This is a genomic window from Tatumella terrea (assembly GCF_039523755.1).
In the GTDB taxonomy this organism is placed as follows: domain Bacteria; phylum Pseudomonadota; class Gammaproteobacteria; order Enterobacterales; family Enterobacteriaceae; genus Tatumella; species Tatumella terrea.
In genome coordinates this window covers 99,195-121,911 of the sequence record NZ_BAAAFX010000010.1, presented here as the reverse complement: position 1 = coordinate 121,911, position 22,717 = coordinate 99,195, and the positions used below count along the sequence as shown (strand labels likewise).

Genomic DNA, 22,717 nt, shown 5'->3' with positions numbered 1-22,717 from the left:
GCCTCTTAGATTACGGCGGCCAGTCTACATAACTCGTCATGAAAACTTTCAGTTATTTTCATTGAAAAGTGTGAACCGGCTCAAATTAGAAGTTTTTGACGAATAAAACACCCCTCACCCCGAAGGATGACAGGAAATAAAAAAAGGGTGTCAATTTTCGTCAGCTATTGCTGGTCAGATTCTGATAGGTCGTCTTGTGCCTGGCCAAGTTCTGCCAGTTCCAACAATGCATATCGGTGTTCAACAAAGTTATTCACATTGTTGGCAACCGCCAGTTTGAACAACGCTTCTGCGTTGTCCTTCTCCCCCAGACTTAGGTAGTACTTACCTAAATAGAAGTTGGTTTCACTGAGATGTTCAGCGAGCGAGGTGTTATCCGTTGCATCTGCCTGTAGTCGTTGCATCAGTGTTTTCTCACTGATATCGCCCAGGTAGAACTCGACAATATTCCATCCCCATTGATCTTTATTCGCAGAGTCATAACGCTGTCTGAGCGCGACTTTCGCTTTTTTAGCATCTATCTCACGTTCTGCGAGATAGAGCCAAAGCGCACGAAACGGATCATTAGGATCGTCTTGATAAAACGCCAGCAGATCATCTTGCGCTAACTTGTATCGTCCACCGTAGTAGAGGGCGATACCTCGATTTAAATGCGCATAATTGTAAGTTGGATCAAGCTCTAGTACAGAATCAAACGCTTCATAGGCAGAATCAAAATTACCTGCCTGCGTTAAATATATGCCGAGATAGTTAAACACTTCCGGCATATCTGGTCTTATAGACAACGCATGGGAAAAATCGTTCCGTGCGAGTGCCCGCAAACCAAGACTATCATACAACACTCCGCGCTCATATAAAAGCTGTGCGCGTTCATCATCTGTAAGGGCACGACTGGCAAGTATTTGTTCCATCCTTGCCAGAATCACTTCCTGTTGCAATGTGGGTTGCAAAGGGACGGCAAGAACTTCATTCTGACGCCAGTTGTCAGAGCTGCTGCATCCTGCAAGCACTAAAGCTGCTGCAACAAAACCCCAGCGCAAATAAGGCTTCATTATCCCACTCCCGAATACAAACATTAGGATGAATATCCTTTCATCCGCCTGCCGTGCAAAGGAATCCTGCCCTCGCGATAACATCAATCCTTCTCCCTGAATACTCAGAGAGAAGGATAATCATCGGACGATTAACCAGCGTCAGCCGGGTTCGCCGCGGTATTTTCTTCTGCCTGTGGTTTTTCAACCGCTTCTTTGATGCTCAGGCGGACACGACCCTGACGGTCGACTTCCAGTACCTTGACCGGTACTTCCTGACCCATCTGCAGATAGTCTGTCACTTTCTCAACACGCTTGTCAGCGATCTGAGAAATATGTACCAGACCTTCTTTACCGCCACCGATCGCAACGAAAGCACCGAAATCGACGATACGGGTCACTTTACCGTTATAGATACGACCCACTTCGATTTCTGCGGTGATTTCTTCGATACGACGAATCGCTTCTTTCGCTTTATCGCCGTCCGTTGCTGCGATTTTCACGGTACCATCATCTTCGATTTCGATGGTGGTGCCGGTCTCTTCGGTCAGAGCACGGATCACAGAGCCACCTTTACCGATGACATCTTTGATCTTATCCGGGTTAATACGGATAGTGTGAATACGCGGAGCGAATTCAGAAATTTCAACACGAGCCGTGCTGATAGCCTGTTCCATGGTGCCCAGGATGTGCAGACGCGCACCCTTAGCCTGGTTCAGTGCAACCTGCATAATTTCGCGGGTGATACCTTCAATCTTGATATCCATCTGCAGTGCAGTCACACCTTCACGGCTACCGGCAACTTTAAAGTCCATATCGCCCAGGTGGTCTTCGTCACCCAGGATATCGGACAGTACCACGTAACGATCACCTTCTTTCACCAGACCCATCGCAATACCGGCAACGGCTGCTTTGATAGGAACGCCGGCGTCCATCAGTGCCAGAGAAGCACCACAGACAGAAGCCATTGAAGATGAACCGTTTGATTCGGTGATTTCAGAAACAACACGTACGGTGTACGGGAAGGCATCCTGTTTTGGCATCACAGCCAGAACACCACGCTTCGCCAGACGACCGTGACCGATTTCACGACGCTTAGGCGAACCGACCATTCCTGTCTCACCGACAGAATATGGAGGGAAGTTGTAGTGGAACAGGAAGCTGTCGGTCTTCTCACCCATCAGCTCGTCCAGGTTCTGTGCATCACGCGCGGTACCCAGGGTCGCGGTCACCAGCGCCTGAGTTTCACCACGGGTAAACAGCGCAGAGCCATGAGTACGTGGCAGAACACCGGTACGGACATCCAGACCACGAACCATATCTTTTTCACGGCCATCGATACGTGGTTCACCGTTCAGGATACGAACACGTACAACGTCTTTCTCAATGGCGTGCAGCAGATCACTGATTTCGCCTTCATCCAGCGTTTCGTCTTCTGCCAGCAATGCGGCAGTGGTTTCGCTCTTGATCAGGTTAACCTGCTCGTAACGTTCCTGCTTCTCAGTGATGCGGTAAGCATCGCTCAGACGGCTTTCAGCCAGCGCAGCGATACGCGCATTCAGCGATTCGTTCGCCGGCTCTGGCTGCCAGTCCCAGCGAGGTTTGCCCGCTTCAGCCACCAGAGATTTAATGTTTTCGATAACAACCTGCTGCTGCTCGTGACCGAACACGACCGCACCCAGCATCTGCTCTTCGCTCAGGATGTCCGCTTCTGATTCAACCATCAGTACGGCATTCTCAGTCCCTGCAACGACCAGATCCAGACGGGATTCAGCCATTTCATCACGGGTCGGGTTCAGAACGTACTGGTCATTGATATAACCTACACGTGCCGCACCGATTGGGCCGTTGAAAGGAACGCCTGACAGAGACAGTGCAGCAGAAGCACCAATCATGGCAACGATATCCGGGCTCACCTGTGGGTTAACGGAAACCACGGTCGCAATGACCTGGACTTCGTTAACAAAACCTTCAGGGAACAGCGGACGTACCGGACGGTCGATCAGACGAGCGATCAGGGTTTCACCTTCACTCGGACGACCTTCACGACGGAAGAAACTTCCCGGGATACGACCGGCAGCGTAAGTACGCTCCTGGTAGTTCACGGTTAACGGGAAAAAGTCCTGACCTGGCTTCGCTTTTTTCTGACCAACGACGGTCACGAAGACACAAGTGTCATCAATGCTAGCCATTACAGCACCGCTCGCCTGGCGAGCCATCATTCCGGTTTCCAGAGTGACGGTATGCTGGCCATACTGGAATTTACGTACAATCGGATTCAGCAAAATTTAGATCCTTTAATTTTTTATCAGACGCCACGTTCGGGCGGTCTGAGTCTTGGTTTTGATCTTTTGTGCATCCTCGCGACTAATGACAAAGCTCTCGTCCCGGTGCTCAGGGCGGATAAGGTTTCTCATTAGCCGCGCGAATCGTGCAAATAAAGATCACTCACAGTAACAATACATGAGTTTTAACAGAAATACTGCCGGTCACCCAAAAAAAGGGGCCATAAAGGCCCCCTTTTCGCGAAACTCGCTCAAATTTTTCCGCCGGAAACAGAATGATACCGAGGCATAGTTCTGACCCTGGAAAAATTCGTCAGACTTAGCGACGCAGACCCAGGCTTTCGATCAGGCTGGTGTAGCGTGCAACATCTTTACGCTTCAGGTAATCCAGCAGCTTACGACGCTGGGAAACCATACGCAGCAGACCGCGACGGCTGTGGTGATCTTTTTTGTGCTCAGAGAAGTGACCCTGCAGGTGATTGATCTGAGCAGTCAGCAGAGCAACCTGAACTTCAGTTGAACCGCTGTCATTAGTACCACGACCGTATTTAGCAACGATCTCTGCTTTAGCTTCTACGCTTAGAGACATAATAAACTCCAGTATATGTTTGATTTCAGGTCGCCGATCTCTAATTCAGCTTCCCACTTTAAAGCCGCGCCATTCTACTCTGCGGCAGAGATGAGTGCAAATAACTCAGTCGAAATTTTCAACGACCAGCCGGCGCGGTGCAACACGGCCCTGGTCGTCAATTTCTGCCATGCCGATGAACTTTTTAGCCTCACCTTCACTGACACGCACCAGCCCGTCAGAAGGCGCACCGGCTATCTGCACCGGCTGTCCCAGTTTAAACCAGTGACTGACGGATTCCGGCAGGTTAACCAGCGGATAATCCGCGGCCGGGCTGTCCATTGGCATCAGTAATTCATCCAGCGGCGCGGTATCGACCTGCCCCTGCTCATCCGGCGTTGCCAGAGCCTGTAGCTGCTCCAGGGTCACCATGTTCTCCATCGGATAACGGGCGACCTGCACGCGACGCAGCATAATGACATGCGCCCCGCAGCCCAGCTTTTCACCCAAATCATCGATAATGGTCCGGATGTAAGTGCCTTTCGAGCAATGGATTTCCAGCTCCAGTTCATCACCGTCATGACGGATAAACTGTAACTCGTACACCGTGATCGGACGCGGTTCGCGTTCGACGGTGATCCCCTGGCGGGCATATTCGTACAGCGGGCGTCCCTGGTGCTTCAGTGCAGAAAACATCGAAGGAACTTGCTGCGTCTCCCCGCGAAAACTTTCCAGCGCCTGAGCGAGTTCCTCTGCCGTGAAAGTCACAGGACGCTCTTCCACCACGTTACCATCGGCATCAGACGTATCTGTCCGCTGGCCCAGTCGGGCAATCACCCGATAACGCTTATCGGAGTCCAGCAGATAACGGGAAAACTTAGTCGCTTCCCCCAGGCAGATGGGTAACATCCCTGTTGCCAGAGGATCAAGCGCACCGGTGTGCCCGGCGCGATTGGCGTTATAAATACGTTTTACTTTCTGCAGCAGGTCATTGGAGGAAATACCGGTGGGCTTATCCAGCAACAGTACCCCGTGTATATCACGACCACGGCGACGGGGACGGCCCATCAGTCCTCCTTGCTCTCTTCTGCAGTATTACCACGACGTTCATTGTCATTTTTGACGACGCTGGAGACCAGGTTAGACATCCGCATCCCTTCAACCAGGGAGTTGTCGTAGAAGAATGTCAGTTCAGGCACGATACGCAGACGCATGGCTTTGCCGAGCAGTGTCCGGATAAAGCCGGACGCATCCTGCAGGGCTTTTACGCCGGTTTTTACTGCATCTTCATCTTTATCATTCAGGAAGGTCACGAAGACTTTGGCGTAGGCCAGATCCCGGGAGACTTCGACACTGGAAACAGTGACCATCATCCCGAGACGTGGATCTTTGATTTCACGCTGAATGATCAGGGCAATTTCTTTTTGCAGTTCCTGAGCCACACGCTGAGAACGACCGAATTCTTTTGCCATAATATTTTGCTCCTCTCAAATAATTCGGGAGGCCAGCGGCCTCCCAAATCGTCGTAATCCGATAACGATTAATCGATGGTCCGTTTGATCTCGATGATTTCAAACACTTCGATAGCATCGCCGGCGCGAACATCATTATAGTTCTTCACACCGATACCACATTCCATACCGTTACGGACTTCGTTAACGTCATCTTTGAAGCGGCGCAGAGATTCCAGCTCACCTTCGTAGATAACCACGTTGTCACGCAGAACACGGATTGGGTTGTGACGTTTCACGATACCTTCGGTCACCATACAACCGGCAATCGCACCAAATTTCGGTGATTTGAAGACATCACGGACTTCAGCCAGGCCGATAATCTGCTGTTTGTATTCAGGGGCCAGCATACCGCTCATCGCGGCTTTAACTTCGTCAATCAGATGATAGATGACGGAGTAGTAACGCAGGTCCAGACTTTCAGCATCGATAACACGACGGGCTGACGCATCGGCACGGACGTTGAAGCCCAGGACGATAGCGTTAGACGCTGCGGCAAGCGTAGCATCCGTTTCGGTGATACCACCGACACCGGAACCGACAATCTTCACTTTCACTTCGTCGGTAGACAGTTTCAGTAAAGAGTCAGAGATAGCTTCCACAGAACCCTGTACGTCGGCTTTCAGAACGATGTTCAGTTCAGAAACATCACCTTCGCTCATGTTCGCAAACATGTTTTCCAGTTTAGATTTCTGCTGACGAGCCAGTTTCACTTCACGGAATTTGCCCTGACGGTACAGTGCAACTTCACGGGCTTTCTTCTCGTCACGTACCACTGTCGCTTCATCACCGGCTGCAGGCACACCTGACAGACCCAGGATTTCTACAGGGATAGACGGACCGGCTTCCAGGACTTCCTGACCCAGTTCGTTACGCATGGCACGAACACGGCCATATTCGAAGCCGCACAGGACGATATCGCCTTTGTTCAGCGTACCTTCACGGACCAGGATGGTCGCGACAGGGCCACGTCCTTTGTCCAGGAAAGATTCGATGACAACACCGCTTGCCATGCCACTGCGTATTGCGTTCAGTTCCAGCACTTCCGCCTGCAGCAGGATAGCCTGCAGCAGATCGTCAACACCGGTACCGGCTTTCGCAGAAACGTTGACGAACATGTTTTCGCCGCCCCACTCTTCCGGAATGATTCCGTACTGAGTCAGTTCGTTCTTAACACGGTCCGCATCGGCTTCCGGCTTATCGATCTTGTTCACTGCTACCACGACAGGGACGTTAGCCGCTTTGGCGTGCTGGATAGCTTCGATAGTCTGAGGCATCACACCATCGTCTGCAGCAACGACCAGGATAACGATGTCAGTCGCCTGCGCACCACGTGCACGCATCGCGGTAAACGCGGCGTGGCCCGGGGTATCCAGGAAGGTGATCATCCCGTTACCGGTCTCAACGTGGTAAGCACCGATATGCTGGGTAATACCACCCGCTTCACCGGAGGCAATTTTCGCAGAACGAATATAATCCAGCAGAGAGGTTTTACCGTGGTCAACGTGACCCATGATGGTCACTACCGGCGCGCGTGATTCCGCTTCGGTGTTCCCGCCCAGATCACGGTCGCTCATTACCGCTTCTTCCAGCTCGTTCTCACGACGCAGGATAACTTTATGACCCATCTCTTCAGCAACCAGCTGCGCAGTTTCCTGATCAATCACCTGGTTAATGGTTGCCATCGCACCCATTTTCATCATCGCTTTGATGACCTGAGAGCCTTTAACGGCCATTTTGTTCGCCAGTTCCGCAACGGTTACCGTTTCACCGATAACCACATCGCGGTTAACGACCTGTGCCGGCTTGTTAAAGCCCTGCTGCAGTGCGCTGCCTTTACGATGCTTACCGCCTTTGCCGCCACGGATGGCTGCACGGGCTTCTTCACGGTCGGTTTTCGCTTCGGAGTGCTTGTTGCCTTTTTTGGCACGCGGGCTCTTCGTCGCGGTACGGGTACGGCCACGGCCACCTTCAACCTGACGGTCGTTCTCGTCTTCTGCCTGCCGGGCATGGGTCGAGGTCGTCACGTGGTAATCAGAAGAATCTTCAGTTTCCACCGGCTTCTGCCACTCTTCGCCTTTCTCTTCGGCCAGACGACGGGCTTCTTCCGCGATACGTTTCGCGTCTTCTTCCAGTTTACGGCGGGCTTCTTCTTCGGTCTTACGCTTGAGTTCAGCGGCTTCCGCTTCGCGGCGAGCTTTGTCTGACAGCGCTGCCTTGGTCATATCGTTGTTTTGTTGATTTGTCACTTTTGTCTTTTCCGCAGCTTCACGTCTGGCTTTTTCGTCTGCCTCACGCTTAGCTTTTTCTTCGGCTTCACGCTTCGCTTTTTCTTCGGCCTCGCGTTTGGCTGCTTCTTCAGCCTCACGGCGTGCCGCCTCTTCCGCTTCACGCTGTGCCTGCGCTTCTGCTTCTGCCTGGCGTTCTGCCTCGGCATCATCTTTCACATAGGTACGCTTTTTGCGGACTTCAATTTGCACCGATTTACTTTTACCGCCGGTGCCCGGAATATTCAAGGTGCTACGCGTTTTGCGTTGCAGAGTCAGTTTACCTGAATCGGCATTACCATGCTCACGATTCAGATGTGACAGGAGCTGTTGCTTTTCCTGCTCAGTCACAGAGTCGTTTTCAGACTTGGAAATCCCTGCATCAGCCAGTTGCTGTACAAGACGATCGACAGGGGTCTGTATTTCTGCAGCTAACGATTTTACAGTTACATCAGTCATGCTGTTCCTTCCTGTTTGTTATGCGTCGCCGCCAAACCAGCAGATATTACGTGCAGCCATAATTAGCTCACCGGCTTTCTCTGAGGAGAGCCCTTCAATATCTGCGAGGTCGTCGATACCCTGTTCAGCTAAATCTTCCAGAGTGCAGACGCCTTTAGCGGCCAGACGATAGGCCAGGTCTTTATCCATATCCTGCAGTGCCAGTAAGTCATCCGCAGGTTTCTGGTTGCCTAAACTCTCTTCTTTCGCTAACGCCAGGGTGGTCAACGCATTTTTAGCTCGTTCACGCAGAGCCTCTACCATCTCTTCATCGAGCCCATCGATTTCCAGCAGCTCATCGACCGGCACATAGGCCAGTTCTTCCAGAGTAGAGAACCCTTCTTCTACCAGTGCAGTGGCAAATTCCTCGTCGATATCGAGGTGTTTTGTGAACATATCGATGGCTGCATGTGCTTCTGCCTGATGCTTCGCCTGCAGGTCATCAACTGTCATCACGTTCAGTTCCCAGCCACTCAGCTGTGAGGCTAAACGTACGTTTTGGCCATTACGACCGATCGCCTGGGCCAGATTACCGGCTTCAACAGCGATATCCATGGTGTGATTATCTTCGTCCACAACAATGGAGGCGACATCAGCAGGGGCCATGGCATTGATAACAAACTGTGCCGGATTATCATCCCACAGCACGATATCGATACGCTCACCGCCCAGTTCACTGGAAACGGCCTGCACACGAGCTCCGCGCATACCTACACAGGCACCCACCGGATCGATACGTTTGTCATTCGTTTTTACTGCGATTTTCGCACGGGACCCCGGATCACGGGCCGCACCTTTAATCTCGATCACTTCTTCGCCGATTTCCGGCACCTCAATGCGGAACAGTTCTTTCAGCATTTCAGGTTTAGAGCGGCTGACGAACAGTTGCGCTCCGCGGGCTTCCGGACGGACGGCATAGAGAATACCGCGGATACGGTCACCCGGACGGAAGTTTTCACGTGGCAGCATATCTTCACGGATGATGACCGCTTCCGCGCTGGTATTAGAACCATCGGTCGGGCGGACTTCCAGTGAGATATTGTCACGGTTAACTTTTTTCACCACACCGGTGATGATTTCACCTTCCTGCTCACGGAACTGGTCGACGACCATCGCACGTTCAGCTTCACGTACTTTCTGGACAATGACCTGTTTCGCTGTCTGGGTGGTGATACGGTCAAAAGTGACTGACTCGATCTGATCTTCAACAAAATCGCCTGGATTGAGGTTTTCGTCTTCGAATTTCGCAGCGTCCAGCGTGATTTCACGGGTAGGCTGCGTCACTTCTTCAACGACAAGCCAACGACGGAAGGTATCAAAGTCACCACTTTTACGATCAATACAAACACGAACATCGATTTCCTGTTCGTATTTTTTCTTTGTGGCCGTTGCAAGCGCACTTTCCAGCGCTTCAAAAATTTTTTCGCGCGGCAGAGATTTCTCGTTAGAAACGGCTTCTACAACAGCTAAGATTTCTTTGTTCATCCTGGTTAGCCTCAATCCGGACGTTTAAAAATGGGGGACCAGATTCGCTTTCTGAATATTGTTCAGCGCGAATACTTCATCATTACCCTCGACGGTCACGGTCACCATCTCACCTTCTACGGCTTTAATGATACCTTGCCATTTACGGCGGTTCTGCACCGCGATGCGCAATACCAGGCTGACTTCATCGCCGATGAAACGCTGGTAGTGTGCGGCAGTGAACAGTGGTCTTTCAAGACCTGGTGAGGAAACTTCAAGGTTATAAGCGACTGTCACCGGATCTTCGACATCCATAACGGCGCTTACCTGGCGGCTGACATCAGCACAATCATCAACATTGATGCCATCCTCACTATCAATGTAGATACGCAGAGTCGAGGTACGACCGCGGACGAACTCAATACCAACCAGTTCGTAGCCGAGCGCTTCTACCGGAGCAGTGATTAATTCTGTTAATTTTTGTTCTAATGTGGACAAGCCCACCCCCAAGACATAAAAAAAGGGCCTGAAGCCCAAAATCACGATTACCTGATAACAAAAAACCCCGAATATTCGGGGCTTTTTATCACTGGACCCTGTGTTTGTCGCCATGCGACAGAAACACATACCAAAAGAGTTTTTTTCAAAATCAGGTGAGAAAGGATACCTGCTGGTCTTTTGAAAAACAACTCTAAGGGAAAGTGGTTGCGGGGGCCGGATTTGAACCGACGACCTTCGGGTTATGAGCCCGACGAGCTACCAGGCTGCTCCACCCCGCGTCCGAAACGTGGCGAATTTTACGCCGAACATGCAATAATTGCAAGTTAAACTGAATTGGTACCGAGGACGGGACTTGAACCCGTAAGCCCAATTGGGCACTACCACCTCAAGGTAGCGTGTCTACCAATTCCACCACCTCGGTACTGCTTAAGACGCCGGAGAAACCAGCCGTCGAAAGTAAGGGTACTGCTGATACTGCTTCGTTTACTGCTTACTGCGGGATATCGCTGCCTGGTGCTGCCGGTTTAGCCGGTTGCTGGGTCTGTTCAGACTTCGCAGGGGCACTCAGGTTTTCCCACTCACTTCCTTTGGCGCTTTTGTTGGTGTTCATGTTGCCAAGGAGCAGACTCATTATAAAGAACAGCGCAGCCAGAATGCCGGTTGTGCGAGTCATGAAGTTACCAGACCCATTCGAACCAAACAGTGTACCTGACGCACCAGCACCAAAAGATGCTCCCATATCAGCGCCTTTACCTTGCTGCAGCATTACCATGCCGATAAGGCCAAGTGCTACCAGAAGGAAAACAACTAAAAGAGCTTCGTACATAATTGACCTGTTTCCTTGTACGCCACCGTACAGTTAAAGCTTCACCTTGCGCCGACAGATAACAGAGTACCTATCAGAAGCGGGTCTGAATACTAACCAATGGCGTGATTCTCTGCAAGAGCAATTTTCTTTGCAGATTCCGACTGCCGATAAAATCACCACTCTGATGTTTTTATCGGCAACCCCCTTTTTCCGGAACGGATTAACCCGCTTTCACCGCATCGGCAATCCGGTTCGCCAGCAAGGTCACCTGCTGTCGATCTTCCCCTTCCACCATGACCCGGATCAGAGGTTCTGTGCCCGATTTGCGCAACAGTACACGGCCCCGGCTACCCAGTTCTTTTTCGACCGCTTCGGTCACCGCTTTTACGGAATCCGAAGTGAGCGGGTCGGAATCCCCGCTAAAGCGTACGTTCACCAGTACCTGCGGTAATAATTTCATACCGCTGCATAAGTCATGCAGACTCATGTGATTACGTACCATCGCCGTTAATACCTGCAGACCGGCCACGATGCCGTCTCCGGTGGTCGTTTTATCCAGTAAAATGACATGGCCCGAGTTTTCTGCCCCCAGTTGCCAGCCCTTTTCCTGCAGTTTTTCCAGCACATAGCGGTCACCCACTTTCGCCCGGGCAAACGGGATCCCTAGCTGTTTCAGTGCCAGCTCCAGGCCGATATTGCTCATCAGCGTCCCGACGACACCGCCACGCAGGTTCCCCTGGCGAAGTTTTTCGCGGGCAATGATATAGAGGATCTGGTCACCGTCGACCTGGTTGCCCTCATGGTCCACCATCATAATGCGATCGCCATCGCCGTCATAAGCGATCCCCACGTGCGCTTTTTCTGCCAGTACCCGTTGCTGAAGTAAACGCAGATCGGTGGCACCACACTCTTTATTGATGTTCATCCCATCCGGCTGTGCCGCAATGGTAATAACTTCCGCCCCCAGCTCCCGGAGGACGTTAGGTGCAATGTGGTAGGTTGCCCCGTTCGCACAGTCGACCACAATTTTCAGACCATTCAGGTTCAGTTCGCTCGGGAACGTCCCCTTACAGAACTCAATATACCGGCCTGCGGCATCCACAATCCGGCTGGCTCTGCCGAGTTCGGCGGAAGGCACACAGGTGATCGTTTTTTCCATTTCCAGTTCGATAGCGGTTTCGACATCATCAGGCAGTTTTGTCCCTTCTGTCGAAAAGAACTTAATACCATTATCATCGAACGGATTATGGGAGGCGGAGATCACAATACCGGCTTCTGCGCGGAAGGTACGGGTCAGGTAAGCAATCGCCGGCGTCGGCATTGGTCCGGTAAAGGCCGCAGAGAGTCCCGCCGCGGCGAGCCCGGCTTCCAGCGCGGATTCCAGCATATAGCCGGAAATCCGCGTGTCTTTACCGATAATAATTGTCTTAGAGCCGTGGCGGGCTAATACCTTTCCGGCCGCCCAGCCTAAGCGGAGTACAAAGTCTGGCGTAATCGGCGCTTCCCCGACCTTGCCGCGAATCCCATCGGTGCCGAAATATTTACGCTCACTCATACTGTTATCCTTTCGCTCTTAATGTGGCTTCCGCAACCCGCAGCGCCTCAACACTTTCTTTAACATCATGGACACGGACGATGTGTGCCCTCTGCATCGCGGCAATCACCGCACATGCCAGGCTCCCGCTCAGACGCTGGTTCGGTCCGACATTCAGCAGCTGTCCAATCATCGATTTACGTGACATTCCCACCAGCAATGGCAGGCCGAAATGGTGGAAATGGTGCAGACTGGCCAGCAACTGATAGTTATGTCCGAGATTTTTACCGAAACCAAAGCCCGGGTCGAGCAGGAGATTCTCTTTTTTTATGCCGCCTTCGAGACAGCGTGCAATATGTTCTGTAAAAAAATGGTCCACTTCCGCAATCACATCGGTATAGCCGGGCGCGTTCTGCATGGTTTCCGGTTGCCCCTGCATATGCATCAGACAGACCGGCAGCCCGGTCTCTGCCGCTGCCGACAGTGCCCCCGGCACCTGTAAGGCACGCACATCATTAATGAGATGCGCTCCCGCCCGGGCCGCTTCGCGGATCACTTCCGGGCGTGACGTATCCACGGAGATCCAGACTTCAAAGCGACGGGCTATTTCGGTGACGACCGGGATCACCCGTTCAAGCTCCTGCTCAACGCTGACTTCGGCTGCGCCTGGCCGGGTAGACTCACCACCGACATCAATGATAGTGGCACCGGCAATAACCATTTCATTGGTATGGGTAATGGCATCAGACAGTGTGGCATGATTTCCCCCGTCTGAAAATGAATCCGGTGTCACATTGAGTATTCCCATCACATGGGGAAATGAGAGGTCGAGTTCGGAATCCCGGGCATACAGCTTCATTGAGCAACTTCTCCCTGCGGCAAAAAAAGGCAATAAAAAACCCCGGACAGGCCGGGGTTTCATTTTAACGCGAAATCATCTTATTTATCGAATGATTCACACATTGTATTACCTGGGTTCTCAGTGCGCGGTTCATCAACCGGACGCGGAGGCTGAGGTGCAGGCGTACCGCTGTTACCGTCGGACGAAGAACCGTTGTTTTTCGGCTCTTCCCAACCGGCTGGCGGACGAACATCACGACGGGCCATCAAATCATCGATCTGAGGGGCATCTATGGTTTCGTACTTCATCAGCGCATCTTTCATGGCATGGAGGATATCCATGTTCTCATTCAGTAGCGTACGTGCACGATCATAGTTGCTGTCGATCAGATGTTTCACTTCCTGGTCGATAATACGTGCTGTCTCATCTGACATGTGTTTCGCTTTGGCGACTGAACGGCCGAGGAAGACTTCACCTTCTTCTTCCGCGTACAGCAGTGGACCCAGTTTTTCTGAGAAGCCCCATTGCGTTACCATGTTACGTGCCAGGTTGGTGGCCACTTTAATATCGTTAGACGCACCGGTCGAAACACGTTCAGCCCCATAGATAATCTCTTCTGCCAGACGACCACCGTACAGCGTGGAAATCTGACTTTCGAGTTTCTGACGGCTGGCACTGATAGCATCGCCTTCCGGCAGGAAGAAGGTCACACCCAGTGCGCGTCCGCGCGGAATAATGGTCACTTTGTGTACCGGATCGTGTTCCGGCACCAGACGACCAATAATCGCATGGCCCGCTTCATGGTAAGCCGTGGACTCTTTCTGAGCTTCGGTCATAACCATTGAGCGACGTTCCGCACCCATCATGATTTTGTCTTTCGCTTTCTCAAACTCAACCATGGAGACGACACGTTTGTTACCACGGGCGGCAAACAGTGCAGCTTCGTTGACCAGGTTCGCCAGGTCTGCCCCGGAGAAGCCCGGAGTTCCGCGGGCGATGATCGCAGCATCGATATCTGTTGCCAGAGGAACGCGACGCATATGGACTTTCAGGATCTGCTCACGGCCACGGACATCCGGTAAACCGACAACCACCTGACGGTCGAATCGTCCCGGACGCAGTAACGCAGGGTCAAGAACATCCGGACGGTTAGTCGCGGCAATAACGATGATACCTTCGTTACCTTCAAAACCATCCATCTCAACCAGCATCTGGTTCAGGGTTTGTTCACGTTCATCGTGTCCGCCACCCAGACCTGCACCGCGCTGACGGCCTACGGCATCGATCTCATCGATAAAGATGATACAAGGTGCGGCTTTCTTCGCCTGTTCGAACATATCACGGACACGGGACGCACCCACACCCACGAACATTTCGACGAAATCTGAACCGGAAATAGTAAAGAAAGGTACTTTGGCTTCACCTGCAATCGCTTTTGCCAGCAGGGTTTTACCGGTCCCCGGAGGGCCTACCATCAGTACGCCTTTAGGGATCTTTCCGCCTAATTTCTGGAAACGGCTGGGTTCACGCAGATACTCAACCAGTTCACTGACTTCTTCTTTTGCCTCATCACACCCGGCAACATCAGCAAACGTCGTTTTGATCTGGTCTTCGGTCAGCATGCGCGCTTTACTTTTACCGAAAGACATTGCGCCTTTACCGCCACCGCCCTGCATCTGGCGCATAAAGAAGATCCACACGCCTATCAGCAACAGCATCGGGAACCAGGAGATAAAGATTGAAGTCAGCAGACTTGGCTCTTCCGGTGGCTCACCGACAACTTTCACATTTTTAGTCAGCAGGTTGTCGAGCAACTTGGGATCGTTGACAGGGATATAAGTCGTATATTTACCACTGTCCTTTTTGATAACGTTAATTTCACGCCCGTTAATACGTGCCTCGCGGACCTGATCCTGGTTCACTTCCGACAGGAAAGTTGAATAATCAACCCGCCGGCCATTCGACTCGCTGGGCCCAAAGCTCTGGAATACCGACATCAGTACGACCGCGATGACTAGCCAGAGAATCAGGTTTTTCGCCATGTCACTCAAGGGATTAACCTCATATTACAACGATGTTAACAGACAGCGTAGGGTACTATAGTTTGCGCCCAGTCGCTACAATGTACACTTCACGTGAACGTGAACGTGAAGCGTCAGGCTTCCGAATTTTCACTTTCGTAAACAGGGAGCGAATTTCCCGCAGGTATTCTTCGAAGCCATCTCCCTGAAACACTTTCACTACAAAACTACCACCCGGCGCCAGAATATCCCGACACATATCTAACGCCAGTTCTACCAGATACATCGAACGTGGAATATCCACCGCCGGGGTACCACTCATATTCGGTGCCATATCAGACATGACGACCTGAACTTTATTATCACCGACCCGTTCAAGCAATGCCGCAAGGACAGCTTCATCACGGAAATCCCCCTGAAGGAAGTCAACGCCTACAATAGGGTCCATCGGTAGCAGGTCGCAAGCAATAATGCGTCCTTTCGATCCGATTTGCTGTACTGCATATTGGGACCAGCCGCCGGGAGCTGCCCCCAGATCGACGATTGTCATGCCGGGTTTAAATAATTTGTCACCCTGCTGAATTTCATCAAGTTTAAACCAGGCGCGCGAGCGCAACCCTTTTTTTTGTGCCTGTTGCACATACTTATCGCTAAAGTGTTCCTGAAGCCAGCGACTTGAACTGGCTGAACGCTTCTTACCGGTCATAATTTTTCCAACTAATTCCACATCCTCGCGATAAAACATCACGTAAATGTCGCGTTGATTTGGCGATAACCCAGAGATGGCGGTAGAATGACCCGTTTTCAATCCCTGAGTAAGTAAATAATACGATGAATCTAAGCACCAAACAAAAACAGCACCTCAAAGGTCTGGCCCATCCCCTGAAACCGGTTGTCATGTTAGGTAACAACGGCCTGACTGAAGGTGTTCTGGCGGAAATCGAAAATGCACTGGAACACCATGAGCTCATCAAGGTGAAAATTGCCGGCGAAGATCGCGAAACCAAAAATTTAATTGTTAGCGCAATCGTCCGTGAGACCAAAGCCTGTGAAGTTCAGGTTATCGGCAAAATACTGGTGCTGTATCGCCGTTCTAAAGAAAACAAAATTTCTCTGCCGCGCTGATTCCGGTGCCAAAGAAATTGCCACGCTCCGGTGTGGGTGAAAAGGCCGCACCGCGGCCTTTTCTGTTCTTTACATTCCTGAAGAACGGCTTATGTTACCACGCCCGGGGTACCGGTGTCGCTTTAACGCTCAGATTTCACGGCAATGACTGCCTGAGATGCCTGAAGGAATCATCGGGAGTTATTTAAGCGTAGCAAGAGATTACAGGTATTCCACCCGCAGGATCTCATATTCCACATCCCCGCCCGGCGTTTTGATAATGGCAACATCATCTGCCTGTTTTGCAATCAAACCACGTGCCATCGGTGAATTTACAGAAATCAGATTTTGCTTAAAATCCGCTTCATCATCACCCACGATACGGTAAGTCGATTCTTCATCGGTCGCGGTGTTATAAACGGTGACTGTGGAACCAAAGATGACCCGTCCTGTGGCCGGCATTTTGGTCACATCGATGATCTGTGCGTTCGATAATTTCGCTTCGATTTCCTGAATGCGTCCTTCACAAAATCCCTGCTCTTCACGGGCGGCATGATATTCGGCATTTTCTTTTAAATCCCCGTGTTCACGGGCTTCCGCGATTGAGGCAATGATCCGCGGACGTTTAACTGTTTTTAGTTCTTCCAGTTCTTTACGCAGTTTCTCAGCCCCACGCAGCGTCATAGGAACCTGACTCATCTTAAACTCCTCATTCTCTTATGTGTAGAAGTGTCATCCTGACTGATGACTGCAGAAAACAACGTTCTGCAACGCGTTAATTTAGGAATAAAACAACCCTGTCCGGGGCAATATCCACCACAGACAAGGATCAGTTTTTCATTTTGATACGTATTTTACCCCGGAGTTCCCTATGGGTCATCGTTTACTTTGCCCTATAAGGGGACGTAGTATTGCGACTTCCTCCGTTACTTAGCCCGAGATTATGCGATTTTTACGACTTATATCAGGATTGACTCTCGCTTTTACTCTGCAGGCCCAGGCGGCTATTCCTGTAGAGCAATATACACAATATTTGCCGACCGGAACCAGTCTGGCATTTCTGGCAGAAAAAGTCGGCTCGCAGGAACCTTTGGTCAACTATCATGGTGAGCAAATGGCTCTGCCAGCCAGTACCATGAAAATTTTTACGGCGCTGAGCGCGTTACTGGAGCTCGGCAAAGATTTCAGATTTCAAACCATGTTTGAAACCTCCGGGAAAATCAGTAACGGAACATTACAAGGGGACCTGGTGGCCCGGTTTGCCGGCGACCCGAGTTTTACCCGCCAGGATCTGCGGGCCATGGTCAGTAGTCTGAAAAAACAGGGCATTACCCATATCGATGGCAACCTGGTGATCGATACTTCGGTGTTTGCCAGCCATGATGCTGCTCCGGGCTGGCCCTGGAATGATCTGACTCAATGCTTCGATGCCCCGCCGGGCGCCGCGATCATCGATAAAAACTGCTTCTCGGTCGCGCTGTACAGCGCCGATACCCCGGGCAAAAATGCGTATATCCGTATCGCGTCTTATTATCCTGCGCATATGTTCAGCGAAGTACGCACGATTGCCCCTGACTCCGGTGAAGGCCAGTATTGCGAGCTGGATGTGGTACCGGGCGAACTGAACCGCTACACCCTGACCGGATGTCTGCGTAAACGGGCTGACCCGCTGCCGTTAGCGTTTGCCGTGCAGAACGGCGCGGCCTGGGCCGGTGAGATCCTGCGTGATGAATTACACCAGGCAGATATCGACTATTCCGGCCATCTGCTGCGCCGCACACAGCCGACACCTCCGGCGACGCTGCTGGCCAGCCATGACTCGGCACCTCTGCACGATCTTCTGCATCATATGCTGAAGGTGTCCGATAACATGTACGCGGATACCATTTTCCGTACCATCGGCCACCACTATTTCAATGTCCCGGGGACGTACCGTGCCGGTTCGGATGCGGTCAGACGCATTCTGAGAGAAAAAGCGGGCATTGATTTAGGTAATACCGTGCAGATGGATGGGTCAGGATTATCACGTCATGACCTGGTGTCTCCGGCGACGATGATGCAGGCGCTGCAATATATCGGCAAGAATGACAGCACTCTGGACTTTATCAGTATGCTTCCCCTGTCCGGCCATGACGGCACACTGCAGTATCGTGGGGGGCTGCATGAAGCCGGTGTCGACGGTAAGCTGTCTGCGAAAACCGGTTCACTGCAGGGGGTTTACAACCTGGCCGGATTCCTGACTACCGCCAGCGGTACCCGGGTCGCCTTTGTGCAGTATCTTTCCGGTTACGCAGTCCCGCCTCAGGACCAGCGAACCCGCCGTGCCCCGCTGGTACGGTTTGAAAGCCGTCTGTATCGCGATTTATATCAGCAATACTGACGGGCAAAGAAAAAGCCGCTTTCAGTGATGAAAGCGGCTTTTTTATGGGTGATGCATTATCAGTACAGGATCAGAAGTGAGTATTCAGACTCATATAGAAGGTTCTGCCTGATTCATTATAGGTATTGGCCCCCGCACCGTAGAGATAACTGCTGACCCCTGCCCCGTTGATCGTTCCGGTAGACTGGGAGTTACCTTCACGGAAGTGACGCTTATCAAACAGGTTATCAATCCCGGCCGTCAGGCTGACATTTTTGGTCGCATCCCAGGTCGCACTGGCCCCGATAATGCTGTACGGACTCACCTCACGGGTATCCGGATAGCTCACGACATTCCCCTGGTAATCCAGACGTTTTGGTTTCTGACGGCCATACCAGGTCAGCGTGGTCTGCAGAGATAAATCATCACGTGCCTGCCAGCTGACGCCGGAGTTCAGCGTAAACTGCGGAATGATCGATAAGCGATCACCGGTCGTTTTGTTCTTACTCTGCAGCATCCAGGTCATGTTGTTATTCCAGCTCACCGTGTCGGTAACCGGGATATTCAACGTGCCTTCCAGTCCTTCGACCACCGCTTTCGGGACATTCTCCCACTGATAAATACGGGTACCCGAACTGTTGGTACTGAGCGGGCTATAGCCGGCTTCGATTTTATTGCGGTAGTCATTACGGAACCAGGTCACACCGGCCTGCAGGCCGGAATCATCTTTATATTCCAGACCAATTTCTTTGTTGATACTGGTCTCAGCTTTCAGGTTATCGTTACCCATCAGGTAACAACCCGACGCAGAGGAGCCATAGCATCCCTGTCCTTTACTGTACAGAATATAGTTTGGATCGGTCTGGTACAGGTTAGGGGCTTTATAGGCCCGTCCGATGCCCATTTTCAGGGTAATATTGTCGGTCAGATTCTGTGACAGGTTGAGCGACGGACTCCAGTTAGTACCGGAAATGGAATGATGATCAAAACGTAATGCCGGCGTCAGGACGGTACTGTCGGTAAGGTCCATGTTGTCTTCGGCAAACAGGGAGAAGATCTGCGCACTGGTATAGGGATTACGTGTGCCGGTATCTGTGCCATCGATGGCGCCCCCGGTATTGGTGCCGGTCAGTGCCTGACTGGTGGACACCCCGTCCTTCATTTTTTGCTGATTCCACTCCGTCCCCAGCGTCAGGTTCTGGTTAACCAGCGCCGTAAACGGGATACTGACTTCGCTGTGTAACAGGACATCGCTTAAATCGATATCCGAGAACCCGGCGTTAGTATTAAAGATACCCTCGGTACCGCCGGCCAGGCCTTCGGTGATCCTGGAGTTACGGGTTCTTTCGTACTGGGCGTAAGTATTGGTGCTGACGCCGTTATCCCAGACCCCGGTCCATGTCAGCGCATAGTTCTGACGGTAAATACGGTTGGTTTCGTCACCGTATTTAGACTTCACGTAGGCCGAGGTATTGGTATTCTGCGTATCACCGGCATACAGGTTCCCCTGCCGGCTGGTGCCTGCTTCAAATTCCAGGTGCTGGTTATGGGCAAACTCCCAGTTCAGCTTACCGTGCAGATCTTTATTGATCACACCTTCCCGGCCGGCCGGGTAGCTGCCGGCATAAGAACCGGTTCGCTCCGCCGCGTGATCTTTATTGATGTCATAAGCATCTGCCTGGGTTTTATCCAGGTTGCCCCAGATACTGAGTGTCAGGCTGTCAGATACCGGCCCCATCAGGCTGAAGTTCGTACGTTTGGTGGAACCTTCCGCTTTATGCTGCGGCGCATTCAGATAGGTGTTCCAGGAACCATGCCACTGACTGGTCGCCTGTTTAGTGATGATATTAACCACCCCGCCCATCGCCCCATTACCGTAACGGACAGCGGCAGGGCCGCGGATCACTTCGATACGCTCGATCATCTCCGGCGGGACCCAGTTAGTATCCCCACGGGTATCACGCTCACCCCGCCAGCCGAAACGGATGGAGTTACGGCTGGACACCGGCTTACCGTCGATCAGGATCAGGGTATTTTCCGGGCCCATCCCGCGGATATCGATCTGCCGGTTATTTCCGCGCTGACCACTGGTGGAATTTCCGGTCAGGTTGACGCCCGGCATAGTACGGATAATTTCGGACACGTCGCGGGCTGGCGGATGTTTACGGATTTCATCCGACGTAATGGTCGACACCCCGGGTGCCTGTAAATTTTGTTGTCTGGCGGTCACAAGAAGTGTGCCGCTCTCTGCCTGCGTCGTACTGTCTTCCGCCTTGCCGCTGGTTTGCTGCTGGCTGGCCGGGGGCGTTGTCACAGAGGGTGTCTCTGCTGCCATCACCTGAAAAGAAATAAAGAAGGCGCTGGCGCCCAGTTCAAGACAAATCGCAGTTGAAAGTCGGGATAATTTTTTCATTATGAGGATCCTGGTCCTCTGCCACAGAGAATGTGATGGCGAGGATCCTGTTATTGAGCCACTGTTTTTACACTGTTTTTTTAGCTGCAGTCTGACGGACAACGGCTTGCGGTCTGTGCGTCTGAAGAAGGTTCAGAGGCAATGAGCAGTTGATCAATACGACAACGGCAGGCGGTGAAACAGACTATTGCAAATGGAAATAATTATCAATAGTATTATCAATACTATTACCCTTTATTGAACTGAACACGGTGTTGATGGTGATCCCTGAATGGTTTGTCTCTCCCGGAACTGATGCCTGGTGGCAACAACAACAGCAACGAGGATTACCCTTTATTGAGCAATTGGAAAATTCGCTCTGCCGGGTCACCTTTCTATGGCGGGACCCGCAGGGCACTGAGGAAACGTCAGCCTTTCAGCATGTCTGGATTAATATCACCGGCATTACCGACCATCATCAGCCGGCACCTCCCCGCTCCTTACAACGGGTCCCCGGCAGTGATGTCTGGTACTGGCAGACCGAACTGCCGGCCGACTGGCGCGGAAGCTATTGCCTGATCCCGGATACGTCTGCCGAATCGCCGGAGAGGTTAACCGACCTTAGTCAGCGCAAGGATTGGTGGCGTGAAAAGTTTGCCATCGCCGGCCATGATCCGCTGAATCCGCTGCGCCCCTGGCAGGGTGGACGGGGAATGTCAGTGTCTCCGCTGCATATGCCGGAAGCTCCGTGCCAGGCCGACTGGGCTCCGCTGGATCAGGGGCACGCCTTACCCCTGAACATCAGCCGCTTACAGTGGCACAGTCAGCGACTGAATAATCAACGCTCTCTCTGGCTCTGCGAGACAGGCCAGACTGAAGCCCCGGACCGCCCGCTGGTCTTACTGCTCGACGGGCAGTTCTGGGCTGAGCAAATGCCGATAGCAGCCCCGCTGCAATCCCTGACCGACAGGCAAAAACTGCCGCCAGCTATCTACGTCATGATAGATACCATCGATCGCCAGCACCGCAGCCATGAACTGCCCTGCAATGAAGATTTCTGGTTAGCGGTGCAGCAGGAGCTTTTACCGCTGATTTCCCGGCAGACCGGCTGGCAGCATGATGCCGCCCGTACCCTGGTTGCCGGAGAGAGTTTCGGTGGTCTTGCCGCGGTCTATGCCACGCTTAACTGGCCGGACGTTTTCGGCAACGCCATCAGCCTGTCCGGGTCATTCTGGTGGCCGCAACGGGGAGGTTCGCGGGGAGTTCTGACTCGCGAGCTGGACGAAGGCCATTTCTCCGCTGACCCGCGAAAAATCTATCTCGAAGCGGGCCGCCGTGAACCGGTGGTTTGTCAGGCGGGTAATGAGCTTTTCCACGCATTACAACGCCGGAATATTGAGGCAACCCTGACAGAGGTTGAGGGCGGACACGATGCGTTGTGCTGGCGCGGAGGGTTGCTGAGCGGATTACAGGCGTTGCTCGGCCCCGGTGTCCTATCCCCCTTTCCTGCGAGCGAATAATAAGGAGCCTGAC

19 protein-coding genes and 2 tRNA genes are annotated in these 22,717 nt (G+C 52.2%); 3 read left to right on the top strand and 18 right to left on the bottom strand.

What is annotated here, in order from left to right; translation table 11 throughout:
- Positions 1-5 precede the first annotated feature (5 nt).
- The 16 genes from yrbN to rlmE all read right to left on the bottom strand — a co-directional run bounded on the left by yrbN (position 6) and on the right by rlmE (position 16,035).
- Positions 6-62, bottom strand: a complete 57-nt coding sequence (gene yrbN / locus ABD035_RS17625; protein ID WP_111678723.1) for a protein YrbN — start codon at positions 60-62, stop codon at positions 6-8.
- A gap of 102 nt (positions 63-164) precedes the next feature.
- Complete coding sequence (gene nlpI / locus ABD035_RS05765) at positions 165-1,052, bottom strand: lipoprotein NlpI (RefSeq protein ID WP_212714667.1); 888 nt, start codon at positions 1,050-1,052, stop codon at positions 165-167.
- 131 nt (positions 1,053-1,183) lie between these two features.
- A complete protein-coding gene (pnp, locus tag ABD035_RS05760; RefSeq protein ID WP_212714666.1) occupies positions 1,184-3,316 on the bottom strand; it encodes a polyribonucleotide nucleotidyltransferase in 2,133 nt (710 codons plus the stop codon).
- A 319-nt stretch (positions 3,317-3,635) separates the two neighbouring features.
- The gene (gene rpsO / locus ABD035_RS05755) at positions 3,636-3,905 is read right to left on the bottom strand and encodes a 30S ribosomal protein S15 (protein WP_025903869.1); all 270 of its coding nucleotides are present in this window, start codon (positions 3,903-3,905) and stop codon (positions 3,636-3,638) included.
- 105 nt (positions 3,906-4,010) lie between these two features.
- Positions 4,011-4,952, bottom strand: a complete 942-nt coding sequence (gene truB / locus ABD035_RS05750) for a tRNA pseudouridine(55) synthase TruB (protein WP_343868440.1) — start codon at positions 4,950-4,952, stop codon at positions 4,011-4,013.
- The gene (gene rbfA, locus ABD035_RS05745) at positions 4,952-5,356 is read right to left on the bottom strand and encodes a 30S ribosome-binding factor RbfA (RefSeq protein WP_212714664.1); all 405 of its coding nucleotides are present in this window, start codon (positions 5,354-5,356) and stop codon (positions 4,952-4,954) included. The genes truB and rbfA overlap by 1 nt, the downstream gene beginning before the upstream one ends.
- Before the next feature lie 68 nt (positions 5,357-5,424).
- Complete coding sequence (gene infB / locus ABD035_RS05740; protein ID WP_343868437.1) at positions 5,425-8,121, bottom strand: translation initiation factor IF-2; 2,697 nt, start codon at positions 8,119-8,121, stop codon at positions 5,425-5,427.
- A gap of 18 nt (positions 8,122-8,139) precedes the next feature.
- Entirely contained in the window at positions 8,140-9,645 is a 1,506-nt protein-coding gene (gene nusA, locus ABD035_RS05735; RefSeq protein ID WP_212714662.1) for a transcription termination factor NusA, read from the bottom strand.
- A 24-nt stretch (positions 9,646-9,669) separates the two neighbouring features.
- Complete coding sequence (rimP, locus tag ABD035_RS05730) at positions 9,670-10,122, bottom strand: ribosome maturation factor RimP (protein WP_212714661.1); 453 nt, start codon at positions 10,120-10,122, stop codon at positions 9,670-9,672.
- A gap of 204 nt (positions 10,123-10,326) precedes the next feature.
- Positions 10,327-10,403, bottom strand: a tRNA-Met gene (locus tag ABD035_RS05725).
- A gap of 56 nt (positions 10,404-10,459) precedes the next feature.
- Positions 10,460-10,546: transfer RNA gene (locus tag ABD035_RS05720), tRNA-Leu, on the bottom strand.
- A 69-nt stretch (positions 10,547-10,615) separates the two neighbouring features.
- Complete coding sequence (gene secG, locus ABD035_RS05715) at positions 10,616-10,951, bottom strand: preprotein translocase subunit SecG (RefSeq protein WP_212714660.1); 336 nt, start codon at positions 10,949-10,951, stop codon at positions 10,616-10,618.
- A 202-nt stretch (positions 10,952-11,153) separates the two neighbouring features.
- Positions 11,154-12,488 carry a phosphoglucosamine mutase gene (glmM, locus tag ABD035_RS05710; RefSeq protein ID WP_343868434.1) on the bottom strand — a complete coding sequence of 445 codons (1,335 nt, stop codon included), beginning with the start codon at positions 12,486-12,488 and terminating at the stop codon, positions 11,154-11,156.
- A gap of 4 nt (positions 12,489-12,492) precedes the next feature.
- Positions 12,493-13,326 carry a dihydropteroate synthase gene (gene folP / locus ABD035_RS05705; RefSeq protein ID WP_343868432.1) on the bottom strand — a complete coding sequence of 278 codons (834 nt, stop codon included), beginning with the start codon at positions 13,324-13,326 and terminating at the stop codon, positions 12,493-12,495.
- Positions 13,327-13,406: 80 nt separating this feature from the next.
- Positions 13,407-15,350 carry an ATP-dependent zinc metalloprotease FtsH gene (gene ftsH / locus ABD035_RS05700; protein ID WP_212714657.1) on the bottom strand — a complete coding sequence of 648 codons (1,944 nt, stop codon included), beginning with the start codon at positions 15,348-15,350 and terminating at the stop codon, positions 13,407-13,409.
- A gap of 55 nt (positions 15,351-15,405) precedes the next feature.
- Positions 15,406-16,035 carry a 23S rRNA (uridine(2552)-2'-O)-methyltransferase RlmE gene (gene rlmE / locus ABD035_RS05695; RefSeq protein ID WP_025903859.1) on the bottom strand — a complete coding sequence of 210 codons (630 nt, stop codon included), beginning with the start codon at positions 16,033-16,035 and terminating at the stop codon, positions 15,406-15,408.
- 125 nt (positions 16,036-16,160) lie between these two features.
- On the opposite strand from rlmE, the gene yhbY reads away from it, so the two are divergent.
- A complete protein-coding gene (gene yhbY, locus ABD035_RS05690; protein WP_212714656.1) occupies positions 16,161-16,454 on the top strand; it encodes a ribosome assembly RNA-binding protein YhbY in 294 nt (97 codons plus the stop codon).
- A gap of 201 nt (positions 16,455-16,655) precedes the next feature.
- Here the strand turns inward: yhbY and greA are convergent, their stop codons facing one another.
- Positions 16,656-17,132, bottom strand: a complete 477-nt coding sequence (gene greA, locus ABD035_RS05685) for a transcription elongation factor GreA (RefSeq protein WP_212714655.1) — start codon at positions 17,130-17,132, stop codon at positions 16,656-16,658.
- Positions 17,133-17,376: 244 nt separating this feature from the next.
- On the opposite strand from greA, the gene dacB reads away from it, so the two are divergent.
- Positions 17,377-18,813 carry a serine-type D-Ala-D-Ala carboxypeptidase gene (gene dacB / locus ABD035_RS05680; protein ID WP_343868428.1) on the top strand — a complete coding sequence of 479 codons (1,437 nt, stop codon included), beginning with the start codon at positions 17,377-17,379 and terminating at the stop codon, positions 18,811-18,813.
- Between the two features lie 70 nt (positions 18,814-18,883).
- Here dacB and ABD035_RS05675 read toward each other — a convergent pair whose 3' ends face one another.
- Positions 18,884-21,205: a TonB-dependent siderophore receptor gene (locus ABD035_RS05675; protein ID WP_343868426.1), complete on the bottom strand. Its 2,322-nt coding sequence runs from the start codon at positions 21,203-21,205 to the stop codon at positions 18,884-18,886.
- 257 nt (positions 21,206-21,462) lie between these two features.
- Here ABD035_RS05675 and fes point away from each other — a divergent pair, with 257 nt between their 5' ends.
- Positions 21,463-22,704, top strand: coding sequence for an enterochelin esterase (gene fes / locus ABD035_RS05670; protein ID WP_343868424.1), 1,242 nt, complete (start codon positions 21,463-21,465; stop codon positions 22,702-22,704).
- The last annotated feature ends 13 nt before the right edge of the window (positions 22,705-22,717 follow it).

Coding starts and splice junctions, on each gene's coding strand:
- truB (WP_343868440.1), bottom strand. CDS start 4,952: ATGGGCCGTCCCCGTCGCCGTGGTCGTGATATACACGGGGTACTGTTG.
- nlpI (WP_212714667.1), bottom strand. CDS start 1,052: ATGAAGCCTTATTTGCGCTGGGGTTTTGTTGCAGCAGCTTTAGTGCTT.
- secG (WP_212714660.1), bottom strand. CDS start 10,951: ATGTACGAAGCTCTTTTAGTTGTTTTCCTTCTGGTAGCACTTGGCCTT.
- rlmE (WP_025903859.1), bottom strand. CDS start 16,035: ATGACCGGTAAGAAGCGTTCAGCCAGTTCAAGTCGCTGGCTTCAGGAA.
- greA (WP_212714655.1), bottom strand. CDS start 17,132: ATGAGTCAGGTTCCTATGACGCTGCGTGGGGCTGAGAAACTGCGTAAA.
- rbfA (WP_212714664.1), bottom strand. CDS start 5,356: ATGGCAAAAGAATTCGGTCGTTCTCAGCGTGTGGCTCAGGAACTGCAA.
- nusA (WP_212714662.1), bottom strand. CDS start 9,645: ATGAACAAAGAAATCTTAGCTGTTGTAGAAGCCGTTTCTAACGAGAAA.
- ABD035_RS05675 (WP_343868426.1), bottom strand. CDS start 21,205: ATGAAAAAATTATCCCGACTTTCAACTGCGATTTGTCTTGAACTGGGC.
- glmM (WP_343868434.1), bottom strand. CDS start 12,488: ATGAGTGAGCGTAAATATTTCGGCACCGATGGGATTCGCGGCAAGGTC.
- infB (WP_343868437.1), bottom strand. CDS start 8,121: ATGACTGATGTAACTGTAAAATCGTTAGCTGCAGAAATACAGACCCCT.
- yhbY (WP_212714656.1), top strand. CDS start 16,161: ATGAATCTAAGCACCAAACAAAAACAGCACCTCAAAGGTCTGGCCCAT.
- fes (WP_343868424.1), top strand. CDS start 21,463: ATGGTGATCCCTGAATGGTTTGTCTCTCCCGGAACTGATGCCTGGTGG.
- ftsH (WP_212714657.1), bottom strand. CDS start 15,350: ATGGCGAAAAACCTGATTCTCTGGCTAGTCATCGCGGTCGTACTGATG.
- dacB (WP_343868428.1), top strand. CDS start 17,377: ATGCGATTTTTACGACTTATATCAGGATTGACTCTCGCTTTTACTCTG.
- rpsO (WP_025903869.1), bottom strand. CDS start 3,905: ATGTCTCTAAGCGTAGAAGCTAAAGCAGAGATCGTTGCTAAATACGGT.
- folP (WP_343868432.1), bottom strand. CDS start 13,326: ATGAAGCTGTATGCCCGGGATTCCGAACTCGACCTCTCATTTCCCCAT.